Consider the following 13,786-nt stretch of genomic DNA (forward strand, 5'->3'; position numbering starts at 1 on the left):
GCTTGAAGGCTACTGCGACCGACGATGAAAGACTGTGGTGGGGTCGTTAGCGGGAGGGCGGCTTTCCGCATGTCAGCCCCAAGACCGGACTGGCGGCTAACGGCCCAACTCCGGTCATTCCCGCCGCTCTGATCTTCGTATCCACAGGATTCATACCTCTGGGTGTAGGTATATCGAACCTGCTCTTGACCGCGTCGCCGTCGATTGCATTACGCGCAACGGCAGCTTCGCGCCTTCACATCGGTCATTCGGGCATAGGATTTCTCAACCCAATAGCGGTCGCACCTTCGATCCGAGCGACGCTCCCTGATGCCGTATGCTAGCGGTACGCTCCTCATGCTTGCTTTTCAGAGCATGTTTCACGGCGAACGCAGAACCTCTGCGATCTCCTCCCGAAGGTCTGCATCGCATCTCCATAGTTGCGGTAAAAAAGCAGTCGGTCTTTAACCGAGCGCACGGACATGTTTCTCTCCATGAACGGAACAGAGAAATCCGATCGGTCATCTGCCGACGATTCACCGATGGAGCGGCGACGCAGTCCCTCTATGACGAATTCCGTGTAGATGGAGGCGTCAATCTAGGGTTCGAGAAGTTTGGCGGGCGCATAACGGGCGGTCGCGCGTTTAAGGCAATGAATACGTTGGCAAGGAGAGTGCGTGACAGAGCGAGCCCCAGCCGAACTTGAAAGGGTTAGCCGTCAGTATCGACCAGCACTGCTCGCGTACTTTCGCCGCAGGGTGTCGAGTCATGCCGAAGCCGAAGATATGACGCAGGAGGTTTTCATTCGTCTCGCCCGCAAGGGCGAGGATAATCTGGAGGTAAGCGAGCCCTTCATTTTTCGCATAGCCGCAAATATTTTGCGGGATCACGCACGCCGCCAACGTGTGCGTCACGCCTATCGTTCGCGGGTTCTTCAGGACACAAGCCTGGGTATCGACCCGCTTGATCCGCACCGCTCCCTTGTAGCGCGCGAAACACTGGGAGCGCTGTGGTCAGGCATTCAGGCCCTGCCCGAGCCCACTCGCCAGATTTTCGTTCTCTACCGTGTCGAGGGAATCGACAAACAGACGATCGCCGACAGTTTCGCCCTCCACGTGCGCACGGTCGAGAAGCACATTACCCGCGCCATGGTCGCGCTCGCACGCCGGATAGAGAAAAGACCATGAGTTTTCCCACCCAAGATGAGGGTGTGACCCCCTTCGAAGAGCAGGCAGCGAAGTGGTGCTGCCTGCTTGCCGAAGACGCACTGGATCTCTCCGAACAAAGGGAATTCGACGCCTGGATCTGTGCCGACCCCCGCCACGAAGAAGCGTTCGAGAAAATGGTTCTGGTTTGGCAAGGGGCCGATGCGATAGCGGAAATGCCTGGCTTCCTCTCGCTGCGCGCGCAGGCGTTAACAGCGATGGAAGAGGGGCAGCCGGATTGGCATGAGCCAATGCCCAAGCGTTTTGTATACATGGGCGCGGGTTTTGCGGCCGCTGTCATGCTTCTCGCCGTGCTGACCGGCCTGGTGTTCATTGGGAACCAGTCCGAAATCTATACGACCGGTATCGGAGAGCGCAGGGTCGTCAGTCTCGAAGACGGCTCGAAGCTCTCGCTCGATGCTGCGAGCAGTGTCGAGGTTACTTATTCTCGTGAGCGACGCGCCCTTTCGATCGAACGCGGACGGGCCAAGTTCGACGTCGCCAGTGATCCGCTGCGTCCGTTCATTGTAACCGCGGGCGACAAGACCGTTGTCGCAATCGGCACCGCCTTCAGTGTCGAACTTCTGCCTCAACAGATCAGAGTATTTCTCTACGAAGGGCATGTCGCGGTGCTCGACGAGGCCGAGGCAACCGATCTGGCGGATGCGTCCAAGCTGTTGGCAGACGGCTCCTTGAGCGATCGGGTCTTCATGCCCGGCCAGGAGCTGATCTTGTCCACAAAGGCTCGCACGGCCACGATTGCGCCCGGCGATGTGGAGCGTTCCCTTAGCTGGGAGGGCGGTCGATTGAGCTTTATCGATGAACCTCTATCGCTCGCGATCGAACGGGTGAACCGGACCTCGGACACTCCGATAGTGCTGGGTGATGCGGCTGCCGGACGACTGATCATCAATGGCGAGTTCGATGCAGGCGATACTGCCGCCTTCGTCAGCGGTGTCGCCTCTCTGTACCCCGTCAGGGTCAGCGCGGACGAGAAGAAGATTGTGATTTCGAGTGCAAAGTTGAAACTGCCCGAAAAATAATCGGGCGTGAATCCCGACCTCGTGCGTCAGATGGTGTGAGGGCGATCCACCGATCGTACCATGAAGACCACAATCCGGGGGGAAATCATGTCCATGCGTACTGGCCTATTTTGCGGTCTGGCTACAATCGTGGTTGCGGCTAGCGCCACACCCGCGCAGGCTGAGCAACAAACCTACAATTTCGAACTGCGCACGCAGGATATCGGGTCGGCGCTTCGCGCGATCGCCTCGATCACGAAGTCCCAGGTGATATTCGATGGAGACGAAGTTCGCGGCAAGCGCAGCCGTGCGGTCAAAGGTAGCTATTCGACCGAGGATGCACTGGATCTGGCACTGCGTGGCACCGGCTTGGTGGCCCAACCGACCGCGCAGGGCGTTTACGTAGTAAAATCCAGCCCGAAAGTGCCGCGCGCGCAGGGCCCTCAGGCTGCGCGGTCACAGGTCCAGTCCGCCGACGACTATAGCAACGAGATCGTGGTGACTGCGCAGAAAGTCACCGAGACCGCATTCGACGTGCCGATATCCATCAGCGTCAAAAGCCAGCGGGAAATCCGCAACCGAAATGCAGAGACAATCACCGATCTGCAGTACACGGTTCCTGGCCTTTCCATTTCGGAGTTCGGACCGGGCCAGCAGCGCATCCAGTTCCGTGGCGTGTCTTCGTTCAGCGGTCTTGCCCAGATCGGGCAGTATCTCGATGAAATTCCGCTCAACACCGAAGCGCCCGACCAAGGGCCCGATATTCGGCTCGTCGATATTGCACGAGTGGAACTGTTGCGCGGTCCGCAGGGGACCCTCTACGGCCAAGGTGCGATGGGCGGCACCATCCGCTACATCACCAATGATCCCGAGCTCTCGGCTGTCAGCGGATCGGCGCTAGGCGAACTCAGCGTCGTAGAAGGCGGCGAACTGGCTTGGCGTGGCGAAGGCGTGTTCAATCTGCCTCTGGTGGAGGATCAGCTCGGGCTGCGGGTAGCCGGCGGCTATACCAGTATCGCTGGCTGGATCGACAATCCCCGCACCGGCGAAGAGAACCTGAATGGTGGCAGTTCTTACTTCGTGCGCGGAAAACTGTTGGCCAGGCTTGGCGAGGATCTCATCGCGACCCTTCTCGCGTCGCACCAGGAGATCGACACGGGAGGCAACAATACCGCAGACGAGGATCGTCAGGTCTATTATGCGGTTCCGACCCCGATCAAGAATCGGATCAATCTTTTCAGCGCCGTTCTCGACTACGACCTGGGCGCGGTATCATTGGTGAGCGCGACAAGCTGGCAGGAGCGCAATGGGAGCAACGTCACCGATATCACCGATATCCTGGCACCAACCGTCGAGCTTTTGCAGGGACTTCAGCCGGGGACATTGAACTCCTATGTCTTCAACGGAGCTTCGAGTTTTCGCGCCTTTTCGCAAGAGGTTCGCGCTCAGTATGATAGCTCGACCGGACTGCGCGCTCTCATCGGGGCTTTCTATCGCAACTCGAGAAGCACGAGTCTCGTATCCGGGGAAAGCGACCCGGTCACCGCAGTCCCGGCCGACTACTATTTCGGCGACACCGAAGGAACCTCTGAATCGTGGGCAGTTTTCGGCGACCTTACCTATGAACTGCTCTCCGGACTGGATTTGAACCTCGGTGGTCGTTATTTCGAAGACAAGCGGACGACCAACTCGGCCACCAGGATTTTTGGCACTCCATCGCTCGATCAAGGCGCAGATACCTTCAGTGCCTTTACGCCCAAGTTGAACATATCTTACCTGGTCAGCGACTCGCTCAACCTTTATGCGACCGCATCCAAGGGCTTCCGGAGCGGCGGCTTCAACACGACCTCGGTCGGCGGGGGAACGGTCGTCATACCGCCCTCTTATGATCCCGACTCCGTCTGGACTTACGAGTTGGGTGCCAAATACGAATCGTTCGACAGGCGTCTCACCGGCGAAGTCGCAGTGTTCCGCAATGTCTGGAGCGACATCCAGTCCGTCGCGACCGCGCCCAACGGGTTGAACACCTATACCGTGAATGGTGCCAAGATGGCCGGCAACGGCATCGACGCCCAGCTGACCTATCGCCCGGTTCCTTCGCTGACGCTGTCTTTGACGGGCGGTTGGAACAACATGGAATACAAGACGACGACCGTGGAGCATTTTGCCGGCGACCGCGCCGATTACGCACCGCGTTACTCGGGATCGGCGTCTGCAGAATACCGGTTCGATCTGGGCGATGCGCCGTCATTTGCACGTCTCGACTATCAGTTTGCCGATGGAATTCAGGTCTGGTTCCGCAGTTTCCAGGCGGTTCCGGCGCTGTCGGAAACGCAGCACCTTCTGAACCTCAACGTCGGCACCGAAATTTCGGGGTTTTCCATTCAGTTGTTCGCGAAGAACATCCTCAACGAATACGGCGTTACCTATCCCGCCTTTGGCTCGCTTCCCTATCCCGGCCGCCCGATACCGCGTTCGTTTGGCGCCCAGGTCAGGGCCAGCTTCTGAGAGAGCAAGTTCAGGCCGCCCGTAGCAATTCAGGTGAGAAACTCATGAATACCAAACGCCATTACGGCCTGCTTGCAGGCATGTGTGCGATCGCGCTTACGTCCGCCCCTGCACTTGCCCAGACGGCGGAGCAGCAGCACACGTCGGTAGAAGAGCCGGCAGCCACCGCTGAAATGGAAGCGCGTTACGAGCGGGCGGCTATGCTCGCACGGGGGGGAAGCCCCGTTTCGCTGAACAATCAGGTCATCCCGACCTGGATCGGCGGCGAAGACCGCTTCTGGTATTGCAAGCAGACCGAAGCGGGCTGTACCTATACCCTGGTCGACGCGCGCACCGGCAATTCACGGCTATTGTTCGATCACAGCGACCTCGCGGCCAAGCTTACAAAGAAAAGCGGCAATATCTTCCCGCCCGACGACCTGGGCATCACCGACCTATATGTCGATGGCGATGGAACGATCACCTTTTCCGCATTTCAGAAGCGGTATTCCTACGACAGCAATGGAGTGTTGAAAGAGTTAGGGGATGCGTTGCTTTCCGCGCCGGTGGTTTCCCCCGACGGGAAGCTGGAAGCCTATGTGAAGGACTGGAATATCTGGGTTCGAGACCTCGAATCCGGCGAAGAAAAGCCCATTACGACCGATGGCCAGGAACGCTATGCCTATGCCACCAAACCGGGCGCATCGAGAGGGTTCACTTGGGGCAGCGAGTTGCGCTGGGCCCCGGATTCGAAGCGCGTCTTCACCGTGCAGACCGACGATCGGCAGGTAAAAGACGTCCCCTTCATTCAATATGCGCCCGAAGATGGCGTAAGGCCGGTGGCATTCAGCATGCCCTATGCCTTCCCAGGCGATCTGCACATCCCGATGTATCGCATGCTGGTGGTCGACGTCGAAGACGGCAAACAGGTGCCCATCAAATACCGCGACCTGCCAGCGGGTCGCATGCTCGACGCGCCCTTCAACGGCGGCCGAGCGTGGTGGGGCGGCGATGGCAAACGCGTGTTCTTCGTCGATGTCGAGCGCGGAGAGAAAGCCGCTCATCTGATCTCCGCCGATGCAAGCACGGGCGATACGACCGAGCTGTTTAGCGAAACCAATCCGGACGGCTACGTCGAGCTGTCCGACAACGTCTATGAAGCGGCTTCGATCGTTCCTTTGCCCGAACGAAACCAGGTGATCTGGTATTCCGAGCGAACCGGCAGGCCACAGCTCTATCTGTACGATCTTGCCACCGGCCAGCTCGTGCGCAAACTGACCGACGATGCCTATGGTGTCCGTCGCATCGTGAGCGCGGATGAAAGCCGTGGCGAGGTGCTCATCTCCATTTCCGGCCGGGATCCGACCAAGAACCCCTACTACGAGGAGATTCTTCGCATCGATCTCGATACCGGGAACGGCGAAATTCTCAGCCAGGGCGACGATCACCGATTTATTGCGCCGGACGGGCGCAACGGCGTGTCCTTCGCGCTTCTGCTGGGCGGCGCGCCGCGCGGCAGCGGCGTTTCGCCAAGCGGCGATTACTGGGTGGAAACGCGCCAGCGGATCGACCGGCCGGCGGTCAGCGTGATCAGGACGCGATCCAGGCGGGAGGTTGCGACGCTCGAAACCGCAAGCCTGAACCATGTGCCCGAGGGCTTCCGCCGGCCCGAACCGGTGCTGGTGAAGGCCGCAAACGGCAAGACCATACTACAAGGTGCGATTTTTCGGCCGAGCGATTTCGATCCAAGCAAGATATACCCGGTCATCGACCTGATCTACGGCGGTCCGCAGGCGGCGGTCGTGCCGGTCGCGCTGGACGGACTTGCCAATATGGCGATGCCGCTGGCTGAGCTAGGCTTCGTCACCGTCATCATCGACGGACGCGGGACGACCGGCCGCGACCGGGAATTCCATGAGCATTCCTACGGTGCCGTCGAAAAGGCGAGCGAGGTCGAGGATCATATCGCAGCCATCCGGCAGCTCGCGCAGCGCTACCCCTATATGGACCTCGACCGGGTTGGTATCACCGGCTTTTCAGGTGGCGGTTACATGAGCACCAGCGCGATTCTGCGTTACCCCGATTTCTACAAAGTCGCGGTTTCCGGTGCAGGCAATCACGATCAGCGGGACTTCTGGCATAGCTGGGGGGAGCGTTATCAGGGCGAATTGGATGGCGACAATTACCTAGCGCAGGCCAATCTCACCTATGCCAAGAACCTGGAGGGCAAACTGCTGCTTTATCAGGGCCTCATGGATACGGGCGTCCAGCCTGGCACATTGTTCAATCTGGTCCAGAAGCTGGAGGACGAGAACAAGGACTTCGACCTGGTGATCGCTCCGCGTGCTGGCCACTCTTACACGGGCTACGCGCAACGCCGGGGGTGGGACTATTTCGTCGAACATCTGGCAGGCAAAACGCCGCCCAAGGAGTTCGAGCTGATCAACGGCTATGACTATACCATTGCCGAGATGAAGCGCCGGAAGGGCGGCGCATCTAAGGCCGGGAAGGATGGCCAACCCGAGAGCAAGCCAGAGTGATACGGCGGGCCGCGATCCTTGGCCTGATGACTGCGTGGGGGGTGCTGCTGCCTTCGGTCGTCGAAAGCCGTGACTGCGAGCACGGGGATCCCGCTGTCGAACTACAGACGGACGCCGGGGTCATTACCATTCTGATCCATTCGAAGGAGGCGCCAGCTTCGAGCGACGCCTTTTTGGGACAAGTGAACGCGCAACAGTATGATGGCGGCAGTTTCTTCCGCGCGGTGCGCCCGGATAACGACAGGACGGAAAATCCGATCGAGGTTGTCCAGGCGGCTGTTGGTGAGCACGCTCCACCGCTCGATCAGGATCCCATTCCTCACGAGGGCACGAACCAGACCGGACTGAAGCATATCGACGGCGCGGTGTCGTTGCCGCGCGGGGATATCGGCACCACCACCGCCACGTCTTTCTTCGTATCGATCGGCCCTCAGCCCGCGCTCGACCATGGCGGTAAACGCAATCCCGATGGACAGGGTTTTGCAGTATTTGGGCAGGTCATCTGCGGAATGGATGTGGTCCGCGAGATTCACAAGCAGCCTGTAAGCTCGGACAGCCCCTTGGCTGCCATGGCAGAACAAATCCTTGAGCAGCCGGTGCGGATTTTACGCGCCCGCGTTGTTCAGCCTAACTGCTCAGGCGCTTAATCGGCTGGTCGTTCGTTATTTTCCGAACCGATTGATATCCTGTCGGCGCTCCCATCAAAGGTTTTTTGCCTTGGCCACTTAATCGCGTAGCCATCCGCCGGTGGTCGAGAGGAGCGGCATATCTGCTGAATAGAGGTGCTCTGAATGTCAGCAATTACTCTGATCAATTCGCAAACCGGACAGACCGCTAACGGCCCACTTCCCGCCATTCTCGACCGCTTTCCACAGCATTTATCCGTGCGAGTGTAGCCGGACACAACCTGCTGATGATCGGCCCGCCGGGCGCGGGGAAATCGCTACTGGCGAGCTGCCTGCCGGGCATCCTGCCGCCGCTTGCGCCTGCCGAGGCGCTCGAAGTGTCGATGGTGCAATCGGTCGCCGGGACGCTGGCCGAGGGGCGCATCAGCCGCGCGCGCCCGTTCCGTGCGCCGCATCACTCGGCGAGCATGGCGGCGCTCACCGGGGGCGGCCTGCGGGTCAAGCCGGGCGAGGTCAGTCTCGCGCATCTGGGGGTGCTGTTCCTCGACGAACTGCCCGAGTTCCAGCGCGCGGTGCTCGATTCGCTGCGCCAGCCGCTCGAAACGGGCAAGGTCGATGTCGCGCGCGCCAATGCGCACGTCACCTTTCCCGCAAATGTCCAGCTGATCGCGGCGATGAACCCGTGCCGCTGCGGCCATCTGGGCGACCCTGCGCTGGCCTGCAGCCGCGCCCCGCGCTGCGCCGCCGATTACCAGGGTAAGGTTTCGGGCCCCATGCTCGACCGCATCGATCTGCATGTCGAGGTCGATCCGGTCAGCGCCGCCGATCTTGCGCTGCCACCACCTGCGGAAGGCAGCACAGAGGTAGCCGCGCGAGTCGCGGCCGCACGCCAGCGCCAGTCGGCGCGCGCAGAGGCAAGCCAGGCGCGGACCAATGCCGAGCTCGAGGGCAGCGCACTGGAGGAGTTCGCCGAACCCGACGAGGCCGGACGGCAGCTGTTGTTGCAGGCCGCGACCGCAATGCGGCTATCGGCGCGCAGCTATACGCGGATGTTGCGCGTTGCGCGGACGATTGCGGATCTGGCGGGGACCGAGCGGGTCGGGCGCATCCATGTCGCCGAAGCGCTCAGCTATCGGCGACAGCCGCCGCGCGCCTGAAGCTCAGACGTCTTCGCTCATGTCGAGGTTGAGCTTGACCGTTTCGTGCTCGTGGTCGCCTTCGAACTTCTTGAGGAAATCCTCGATCGGCACCTGCTGCCCCTTGTCGACCAAGGGGTTCACGCGCGCCATTTCGGCGGTTTTCATCTCGTCGGGCGTCATCCGGACGTGGATATAGGGCACCCAGACTTCGCCATATTCGGCCTGCTGGTACCACACGTCGAGGATATCGTAGGATGCCCACTGGCCGCTGGGCTCGCGCAGACGAATGCCTTCGCCAATGCGTGGCACGTTCATCACCTTGATGCGGTGCACATCCTGGTGCGTCTCGTTTTGAACTTCGATTTCGATCACAAGGCAGGTCCGGCTCTGCTGGGTGGATTCGTTACAATGGTGCTTTGTGACAGCGACTTGTTGAGATCGTTTTAACAATGACGTCACGGTGCCACTGCGGCGTTCGGCGGGGCGGGCCGCGGCAATCGTTACCAGCCGCAGTCTTTGCTTGAAGGCGCGCGCGCAATCGCCCATGCGCGCAGATGTGGGGCGTAGATGTGCGACCGGCGCGTGCCGGTAACCGGCGAGACACCGCGATTTCGAGAAACCCTGTTCCCGTGACCGAACCCGCCTCCCCGATCGCCGGGTTGCGGCAGCGGTACCAAGACCTGCCGCCCGAATGGCGTCAGCGGATCCCCGCGCTCGCTCTCGCGCTGGCGGTCGAGATCCTGCTGGTGTTGGTGCTGCTCTCGCTTGGTAGCGTGAAGCGCGAGGTGGTCGCCATGACCGATACGCTGGTTGCCTTCACCACATCGTCGCAAGACGAGGAGGAGGCGGTCGCCGACGCACCTATGCCTGCGGAGGTCCCCGAAGCGGCACAGCCACAGGTCTCGCAGACGCAGCCGGAGGACGCGGCAGTGGAGCCCCGCCCGCAAGTCGCCCCGCCGCTGCCGGTACCGCGCCCGGTCCTGCGCAATGACTTCTCGCTCGAACGCGTGCCCCGGCAGGCCCCGCCAGCGCCGGCCGAGAAGCCGCAAGCCTATGGTCCGCCCGACACATCCTCGCCCGGCGACACGCCGCGGATCGCGGGGAGCGGGCCAAACGGCGAACCGCTTTATGCCGCGCGGTGGTATCGCAGGCCGTATGACGATGAGCTTGCCGGGTATCTGTCGACCGCGCAGGGGCCCGGCTGGGGGCTGATCGACTGCCGTACCGTAGCCGATTTCCGCGTCGAGGATTGCGTCGTGGTGGGCGAATCGCCGCAGGGGTTGGGTATCGCCCAGGCGGTGCTGGCGGCATCGTGGCAGTTTAAGGTCCGCCCGCCCCAGCGCGGGGGCCGCCCGATGGTCGGCGAATGGGTGCGAATCAGGATCTCCTACGAGATCGATCCGGGCGAAGCGGCGCGGCGGCGGCTGCGCAATTAATCCGCTTCGGGTGCTGCCTCCGCATAGGGCGTGTTCTTGATCAGATGGCGGTTGTAGTCGGGCGCGCCGTCGTCCCACCACACCGGCCCGCGCTCACCCAGCGCAATTTTTGCAGCGTCGACCTGGGCGCGGGCTGCGCTTTCGGCAGCGGCATCCTGCGCGCGTTTGGCCGCCGCCACTGCGCGGCGGGCATCCATTAGCCGGTCGACCAGACGCTGGCGTTCGGCCTCGGGCAAGGCGGGATTGCTGGCGCGCCACAACCGGCCGCGAACGATGATATAGCGTCCGTCGCCGGTACGCTCGACCGAGTCGTTCAGGCCGCGCTCTTGGCCTTGCGGGCGCTGGCGATGTCGACCACGCCGCCACGCTTCAGCGCCGCGCCGGCTTCGGCCTTGCTGCCATCGGCACGAATGCCGAGATTGGCGCGTTCCACCAAATGGAGATCGGCCGGGCCGAGAATGCGGCCGTCATGGCTGAGAATCGCGGTTGGGCCGATCGGCAGGCGGTCGCGTTCGTCGACCAGCACCGGGTTCTCGACCACTTCGGCGCCGTATTTCTGACCCCATTGGCGCAGCGCGACCATGGCGGGGAGCAGGTCGAGTCCCTTGTCAGTCAGGCGATATTCGATCTTGCGCTTGTCATCGGCGCAGGGATCGCGTTTGAGGATCCCGTGCTCGACCAGCTTGGCCAGCCGGTTGGACAGGATGTTGCGCGCGATCCCGAGTTCGCTGAGGAATTCCTCGAAGTGGTGGAGGCCGTTGAAGCTGGCGCGCAGGATCATGAATGACCATCGCTCGCCCATGACTTCGAGTGCTTGCGGCAGGCCGCATTCGGTCAGTTCACGGAGCGGTTCGCGGATGTCACCCATAAATTCAGTCCTTTTCCAGCAACCTATCTAGCGAATAATCGGCTTTTGCCAAATTTTTAGATATGTGGGTTGCATTACGCAACCTATACGACTAGACAGCCTTCCCACAACAGGTTGCTAAATGAAACTCAATTGCGTGGATCACAAGCCCTGTTGATATAATTGCAATCAGGAAGGACTTCCCCATGACCTCCCCCCTCCCCCGGTCGATCAATGTCGGCGTTATCGCCGCCGCCTTTGCCTACACTTCGCTCACCTTCGGCGCGCTGCTTGCACCGACCGCTGCCGAAGCCCGCTCCAACGGCATTTTCTACACCGTCGAACTGGCGCAGCCGGTTGCCGAACGGACCACCACCGTGGCCGGCGGCGTCGCCTGGATCTGCCAGGGCACGACCTGCGTCGCCCAGAAGGGCCGCTCGCGGCCGCTGCGCATGTGCCGCGAACTCCAGCGCGAACATGGCGAAATCGCCGCGTTCACCGCGGACGACAAGGTTCTCGAGGCCGACAAGCTGGCGCAGTGCAACGGCTGATCCGTATCCGATCCCACCCCTCTCCTTCGGGTGGCTACCTTGCGGGCCCTGGCGATTCGATCGCCGGGGCCTTTTTCATATCAGCCCGCGACTCGCGAGATCCGCCTCGAGTGCGGAAGCCTGCGTGAAATGATGGACCTGCCAGCCGCAGGCCGCGGCCGCCTCCACATTGGCGCGGTTGTCGTCGATGAACAGCATGGCTTCAGCAGGCTTGCTAAAGCGGCCCTGCGCCAACGCGAAGATCGCCGGGTCGGGCTTGGCCAGCTTTTCCTCGCCCGAGACGACTATCTGGCCGAAGCGATCGAAGATCGGCGCTGTGGGGCGAAAGCCCGCCCAGAACTCGGCCCCGAAATTGGTGATGGCGAATAGCGGTATGCCGCGCGCGTCGAGTCGCTCGACCAGCGCATGGCTGCCCGGGACAGGACCCGGAATGGTTTCGTTGAAGCGCGCCGCATAGGCGCGGATCTCGGCTTCGAAGTCGGGGTAGAGTGCGATGCGTTCGGGGACCATGTCGGCGAGCGCGCGCCCGGCATCGGCCTCGAAGTGCCATTCCTCGGTCACCACTTCGTCGAGCAGCTTGGCGAGACGGCCCGGATCGGAAACGATCTTCTCGAACAGATGCGCCAGTTGCCATTGGTAAAGCACCCGGCCCACATCGAATACGACGGCCTCAACCTGCATCACATCACCTCAAACGCGAACGGCCCGTACTCCTCTCGGAGCCGGGCCGATCTGCAAGACTGCCGCCCAGCGGGCGACGCGCCAATTAGCCCTGGCGGGCCTTGAAGCGGCGGTTGGTCTTGTTGATGACATAGGTGCGCCCGCGGCGACGGATGACGCGGCAATCGCGATGACGGGCCTTGAGCGACTTGAGGCTGTTGCGGATCTTCATGATGTCTCTCTGGAAATAAATGCGCGCCGGAAATGGTGTCCCGACGCGTCGAAATCAAGCGGGCCGTTAACCGGCGGTGGGGATTCGGTCAACCTTATTCGGGTGCGCAAACGGTATCGAACCCACCGCGCCGGTCGCGCCCCGCGCGCCCTATCGCCGGGCGATCATCGGCCCCAGCGGCTCACCACCGAAGATATGGACATGCAGGTGCGGCACTTCCTGCCCGCCGTGCGCGCCGATATTGGCCATCATCCGATAACCGGGTTCGACGAGCCCCTTGTCGCGCGCGACCTGGCCGACTGCGCGGACGAAGCCCGCGATCTCTTCCGCGCTCGCGGTGGCGCTGAAATCGTCCCAGCTGACATAACGCCCCTTGGGAATGACCAGCGTGTGCACTTCGGCCTGCGGGTTGATGTCCTCGAAGGCATAGGCCCACTCGTCTTCATAGACCTTGGCCGAGGGGATTTCCCCGCGCAGGATCTTGGCGAAGACATTGTCGTCATCGAAGGGCAGCGTCGGGTCGATCGGCATTATGCGCTCCTGTTGGCTTTCTCGTCGATCCCGGACACGCCCTCGCGCCGGTCGAGTTCGGCCAGTACCTCGGCAAAATCGATGTCGCGCGCATCCAGCGCGACAAGCAGGTGGAAGAGGATGTCCGCCGCCTCGCCGACCAGTTCTCCGTCATCGCCCGACAGGGTCGCAATGGCAGCCTCGACGCCTTCCTCGCCCAGCTTGCGCGCGATCTGCGGCAGGCCCTTAGCATGAAGGCTGGCGACATAGCTATGCGACGGATCGGCCGCGCGGCGTTGCGCGATGGTCTGTGCGAGACGGGAAAGCGTGTCCATGCCGCGTGCTATGCACGGCGCCTGCGCACAGCGTCAATCTCAGTTGCGGCCGATCATGAAGCGACCGACCAGCACGCCCGCAATCCCGACGGCGACCAGCGTCAGCATGCTCGGTTCGACCAGCCGCGCGGAGAGACCGGCGGGGCCGCCGAGTTCCGCGAATTGCGCGGCCAGCGAAATGAATTGACTGGTCATGGATGCTCCATATCACGGGTCC

15 protein-coding genes and 1 pseudogene are annotated in these 13,786 nt (G+C 61.7%); 8 read left to right on the top strand and 8 right to left on the bottom strand.

Annotated features, from left to right (window positions below; all coding sequences use genetic code 11):
• Window positions 1-656: 656 nt before the first annotated feature.
• The 6 genes and pseudogenes from VWN43_RS11690 to VWN43_RS11715 form a co-directional block, all read left to right on the top strand.
• The gene (locus VWN43_RS11690) at window positions 657-1,166 is read left to right on the top strand and encodes an RNA polymerase sigma factor (protein WP_158246677.1); all 510 of its coding nucleotides are present in this window, start codon (window positions 657-659) and stop codon (window positions 1,164-1,166) included.
• Window positions 1,163-2,227, top strand: a complete 1,065-nt coding sequence (locus tag VWN43_RS11695; RefSeq protein WP_103025098.1) for a FecR family protein — start codon at window positions 1,163-1,165, stop codon at window positions 2,225-2,227. The genes VWN43_RS11690 and VWN43_RS11695 overlap by 4 nt, the downstream gene beginning before the upstream one ends.
• Before the next feature lie 60 nt (window positions 2,228-2,287).
• On the top strand, window positions 2,288-4,714 hold the full coding sequence (locus VWN43_RS11700) for a TonB-dependent receptor (protein WP_219150310.1): 2,427 nt from the start codon (window positions 2,288-2,290) through the stop codon (window positions 4,712-4,714).
• Between the two features lie 44 nt (window positions 4,715-4,758).
• Entirely contained in the window at window positions 4,759-7,233 is a 2,475-nt protein-coding gene (locus tag VWN43_RS11705; protein WP_219150312.1) for a S9 family peptidase, read from the top strand.
• Window positions 7,230-7,880 carry a peptidylprolyl isomerase gene (locus VWN43_RS11710; RefSeq protein ID WP_330767391.1) on the top strand — a complete coding sequence of 217 codons (651 nt, stop codon included), beginning with the start codon at window positions 7,230-7,232 and terminating at the stop codon, window positions 7,878-7,880. The genes VWN43_RS11705 and VWN43_RS11710 overlap by 4 nt, the downstream gene beginning before the upstream one ends.
• A gap of 239 nt (window positions 7,881-8,119) precedes the next feature.
• Window positions 8,120-9,016, top strand: a pseudogene (locus tag VWN43_RS11715) (YifB family Mg chelatase-like AAA ATPase); the annotation flags it as partial.
• 3 nt (window positions 9,017-9,019) lie between these two features.
• Here the strand turns inward: VWN43_RS11715 and VWN43_RS11720 are convergent.
• The gene (locus tag VWN43_RS11720; RefSeq protein ID WP_253522059.1) at window positions 9,020-9,370 is read right to left on the bottom strand and encodes a hypothetical protein; all 351 of its coding nucleotides are present in this window, start codon (window positions 9,368-9,370) and stop codon (window positions 9,020-9,022) included.
• 257 nt (window positions 9,371-9,627) lie between these two features.
• Between VWN43_RS11720 and VWN43_RS11725 the strand changes: the two genes are divergently transcribed.
• Window positions 9,628-10,434 carry a hypothetical protein gene (locus VWN43_RS11725; RefSeq protein WP_330767394.1) on the top strand — a complete coding sequence of 269 codons (807 nt, stop codon included), beginning with the start codon at window positions 9,628-9,630 and terminating at the stop codon, window positions 10,432-10,434.
• On the opposite strand, the gene VWN43_RS11730 is transcribed toward VWN43_RS11725, so the two are convergent.
• Window positions 10,431-10,670 carry a hypothetical protein gene (locus tag VWN43_RS11730; protein ID WP_330767395.1) on the bottom strand — a complete coding sequence of 80 codons (240 nt, stop codon included), beginning with the start codon at window positions 10,668-10,670 and terminating at the stop codon, window positions 10,431-10,433. The two genes, VWN43_RS11725 and VWN43_RS11730, sit on opposite strands and share 4 nt — an antisense overlap.
• Before the next feature lie 77 nt (window positions 10,671-10,747).
• The gene (locus VWN43_RS11735; RefSeq protein ID WP_253522057.1) at window positions 10,748-11,302 is read right to left on the bottom strand and encodes a winged helix-turn-helix transcriptional regulator; all 555 of its coding nucleotides are present in this window, start codon (window positions 11,300-11,302) and stop codon (window positions 10,748-10,750) included.
• A gap of 185 nt (window positions 11,303-11,487) precedes the next feature.
• Here VWN43_RS11735 and VWN43_RS11740 point away from each other — a divergent pair, with 185 nt between their 5' ends.
• Window positions 11,488-11,832 (top strand): DUF8200 family protein, encoded by a 345-nt coding sequence (locus VWN43_RS11740; RefSeq protein WP_253522056.1) that lies wholly within the window; start codon window positions 11,488-11,490, stop codon window positions 11,830-11,832.
• Window positions 11,833-11,907: 75 nt separating this feature from the next.
• Here VWN43_RS11740 and VWN43_RS11745 read toward each other — a convergent pair whose 3' ends face one another.
• From VWN43_RS11745 to VWN43_RS11765, 5 genes are all read right to left on the bottom strand, one after another.
• Window positions 11,908-12,513, bottom strand: coding sequence for an HAD family hydrolase (locus VWN43_RS11745; protein ID WP_320181605.1), 606 nt, complete (start codon window positions 12,511-12,513; stop codon window positions 11,908-11,910).
• Window positions 12,514-12,598: 85 nt separating this feature from the next.
• A complete protein-coding gene (gene ykgO, locus VWN43_RS11750; RefSeq protein WP_118857849.1) occupies window positions 12,599-12,724 on the bottom strand; it encodes a type B 50S ribosomal protein L36 in 126 nt (41 codons plus the stop codon).
• A 150-nt stretch (window positions 12,725-12,874) separates the two neighbouring features.
• On the bottom strand, window positions 12,875-13,255 hold the full coding sequence (locus tag VWN43_RS11755; RefSeq protein ID WP_320181604.1) for a histidine triad nucleotide-binding protein: 381 nt from the start codon (window positions 13,253-13,255) through the stop codon (window positions 12,875-12,877).
• A complete protein-coding gene (locus tag VWN43_RS11760) occupies window positions 13,255-13,569 on the bottom strand; it encodes a phosphoribosyl-ATP diphosphatase (RefSeq protein WP_253522052.1) in 315 nt (104 codons plus the stop codon). Before VWN43_RS11760 ends, VWN43_RS11755 begins: the two co-directional genes overlap by 1 nt.
• 39 nt (window positions 13,570-13,608) lie before the next feature.
• Window positions 13,609-13,764: a hypothetical protein gene (locus VWN43_RS11765; protein WP_320181603.1), complete on the bottom strand. Its 156-nt coding sequence runs from the start codon at window positions 13,762-13,764 to the stop codon at window positions 13,609-13,611.
• Window positions 13,765-13,786 lie beyond the last annotated feature (22 nt).

This window comes from Qipengyuania sp. HL-TH1, from assembly GCF_036365825.1.
In the GTDB taxonomy this organism is placed as follows: Bacteria; Pseudomonadota; Alphaproteobacteria; order Sphingomonadales; family Sphingomonadaceae; genus Qipengyuania; species Qipengyuania profunda.

Excerpts from the sequence above, each read along its gene's own strand:
- VWN43_RS11700 (WP_219150310.1), top strand. The coding sequence starts at position 2,288 with ATGAAGACCACAATCCGGGGGGAAATCATGTCCATGCGTACTGGCCTA.
- VWN43_RS11745 (WP_320181605.1), bottom strand. The coding sequence starts at position 12,513 with ATGCAGGTTGAGGCCGTCGTATTCGATGTGGGCCGGGTGCTTTACCAA.
- ykgO (WP_118857849.1), bottom strand. The coding sequence starts at position 12,724 with ATGAAGATCCGCAACAGCCTCAAGTCGCTCAAGGCCCGTCATCGCGAT.
- VWN43_RS11695 (WP_103025098.1), top strand. The coding sequence starts at position 1,163 with ATGAGTTTTCCCACCCAAGATGAGGGTGTGACCCCCTTCGAAGAGCAG.
- VWN43_RS11735 (WP_253522057.1), bottom strand. The coding sequence starts at position 11,302 with ATGGGTGACATCCGCGAACCGCTCCGTGAACTGACCGAATGCGGCCTG.
- VWN43_RS11760 (WP_253522052.1), bottom strand. The coding sequence starts at position 13,569 with ATGGACACGCTTTCCCGTCTCGCACAGACCATCGCGCAACGCCGCGCG.
- VWN43_RS11765 (WP_320181603.1), bottom strand. The coding sequence starts at position 13,764 with ATGACCAGTCAATTCATTTCGCTGGCCGCGCAATTCGCGGAACTCGGC.
- VWN43_RS11740 (WP_253522056.1), top strand. The coding sequence starts at position 11,488 with ATGACCTCCCCCCTCCCCCGGTCGATCAATGTCGGCGTTATCGCCGCC.
- VWN43_RS11705 (WP_219150312.1), top strand. The coding sequence starts at position 4,759 with ATGAATACCAAACGCCATTACGGCCTGCTTGCAGGCATGTGTGCGATC.
- VWN43_RS11755 (WP_320181604.1), bottom strand. The coding sequence starts at position 13,255 with ATGCCGATCGACCCGACGCTGCCCTTCGATGACGACAATGTCTTCGCC.